Raw genomic sequence first — 2346 nt, forward strand, 5'->3', positions numbered from 1 at the left:
CGAATTGATAGAGCAGCTATGACTAGCAAAGAAGTAGGTAACAAAATGTACCATGTCCCCAAGTCTGGAGGAACTGTTTTTTTACTGGTAAAAAGTAAATCCCAAATTGTCATATGTTCTCCTTAACTTATTCGAATCGGTAAATGTCTCCATCTTGTTTGCCGACTAAAAACCAATGCTGTTCTTGCTTCTATTTTCAACCATTATATCGAATTAAAATCCTTTTTTCAATTTCTACTTCTTTTCAACTTGGCTGGTCTCCCAGGAATTTCAATTCCTGCAGGATTTGCTCAAGGACTACCTGTCGGTCTGTCCTAAGTATTCAGAAGAGACTATCTACCAAGCTACTACTGCTTTTGAAGCAACAACAGACTACCCTCTTTGAAATCTCTGATGAGTGGATCGAAGAAATGCGCACTGAGTTGCCAGAGTTTCCAAAAGAACGCCGTACTCGCTACGCCTCTCAACTCGGATTATCAGACTACGATGCTAGGTCAGTTGACTGCTAACAAAGTCACCTCTGACTTCTTTGAGAAAGCTGTTGCCCTTGGCGGTGATGCTAAGCAAGTCTCTAACTGGCTCCAAGGTGAAGTCGCTCAGTTCTTGAATGCTGAAGGTAAGACGCTTGAAGAAATCGAGTTGATTCCAGAAAACTTGGTAGAAATGATCGCTATCATCGAAGACGGCACTATTTCATCTAAGATTGCCAAGAAAGTCTTTGTCCACCTTGCTAAAAACGGTGGAGGTGCTCGTGAATACGTTGAAAAAGCCGGTTTAGTTCAAATTTCAGATCCAGATGTTTTGATTCCAATCATCCATCAAGTCTTTGTCGATAACGAAGCTGCTGTCGCAGACTTCAAGTCAGGAAAACGGAATGCAGACAAGTCCTTTACTTGTTTTCTCATGAAAGCAACTAAAGGACAAGCCAACCCACAAGTCGCCCTTAAGCTACTTGCCCAAGAATTGGCTAAGTTGAAAGAAGAGTAATATGTAAAAGAAACCAGCCTTGAGGTTGGGGTTTTTCTTGACAAATTAATAGAAAGCGTTTACAATATTACGTGTAAAGTTTCCGAAAAAGAAAACTAAAAATCGCAACAATAAGGAGTTATTCATATGGCTACAATGAAAGCTGCTCGCTGGCATGGCAAAAAGGACGTTCGTATCGAAGAAGTAGAAGTCCCTAAAGTACAACCTCATCAAGTAAAGGTAGCGGTCAAATTCACGGGAATCTGTGGGACAGACTTGCATGAATACTTGGATGGACCAATCTTCATTCCAACGGAAGAGCATGTTTATTCTGGTCAAAAAGCACCCGTTACCCTCGGTCACGAGTTTGCTGGAGAAATTGTTGAGGTTGGAAGCGATGTGACTCGTGTCAAAGTCGGTGATCGTGTGACAATCGAGCCAATTTTGGCAAAACACAACTTAATTGGTGATTACAACCTTGATACAAATTTGAACTTCGTCGGTCTTGCGGCAGATGGTGGATTTGCTAAATACTGTGTCCTAGATGGAGATTTAGTCCATGTGATTCCAGATAGCTTGAGCTATGAGCAAGCAGCGCTTACAGAACCTGCTGCTGTAGCCGTTTATGCAGTTCGTCAATCTGCTATTAAGGCCGGAGATACAGCTGTTATCTTTGGTTTGGGGCCTATCGGTCTCTTGATTGTGGAAGCTCTTCGTGCAGCTGGTGCTTCTAAGATTTATGCCGTTGAATTATCACCAGAACGCCAAGCCAAAGCAGAGGAATTGGGGGCTATCGTTGTACGTCCACAGGATGGAGAAACAGTTGTTGAAGCTGTACACCGTTTGACAAATGGTGGTGCAGACGTTTCTTATGAAGTAACTGGTGTACCAGTAGTTTTGGGGCAAGCTCTAGCCGCAGTACATAAGGCAGGTGAGTGTATGGTTGTCTCTATCTGGGAACGAGAAGCAAATATCAATCCAAATGAATTTGCTATTCAAGAAAAGACACTGAAAGGAATTATTGCTTATCGTCATATCTTCCCTAAAGTATTAGAATTGATGGAACAAGGTTACTTCTCTGCTGAAAAACTGGTTACTAAGAAAATTAAATTGGAAAATATCGTGGAAGACGGCTTTATCGAATTAACTCAAGACAAGTCACAAATCAAGATTTTGGTAGAACCAGAATAAAAAATCAATCTTTTTAAGACAATACAATCAGGTCGGAGCAAGGTCGCTTCGGCCTTTTGAAATGTAATACTCTGCCATGCGACTATGGTAAAAAGGGAGAGCCTCAGACAGGGGCAGGCGTGCCGAAATATACCAAGCGTTGATAATCAGTAATTGAATCAATTGACCCCAATACCAAAAATCTCGATA

1 protein-coding gene and 2 pseudogenes are annotated in these 2346 nt (G+C 41.6%); 2 read left to right on the forward strand and 1 reads right to left on the reverse strand.

The window, feature by feature from the left end:
* Positions 1 to 377 precede the first annotated feature (377 nt).
* Positions 378 to 987, forward strand: a pseudogene (locus ADH81_RS06030) (Asp-tRNA(Asn)/Glu-tRNA(Gln) amidotransferase GatCAB subunit B); the annotation flags it as partial.
* Positions 988 to 1113: 126 nt separating this feature from the next.
* Positions 1114 to 2157, forward strand: a complete 1044-nt coding sequence (locus ADH81_RS06035; RefSeq protein ID WP_000224427.1) for a 2,3-butanediol dehydrogenase — start codon at positions 1114 to 1116, stop codon at positions 2155 to 2157.
* A gap of 60 nt (positions 2158 to 2217) precedes the next feature.
* Here ADH81_RS06035 and ADH81_RS11465 read toward each other — a convergent pair.
* Positions 2218 to 2346: pseudogene (locus ADH81_RS11465) on the reverse strand (TIGR02206 family membrane protein); the annotation flags it as partial.

The organism is Streptococcus pseudopneumoniae, assembly GCF_001072925.1.
Taxonomy (GTDB): Bacteria; Bacillota; Bacilli; order Lactobacillales; family Streptococcaceae; genus Streptococcus; species Streptococcus pseudopneumoniae_Q.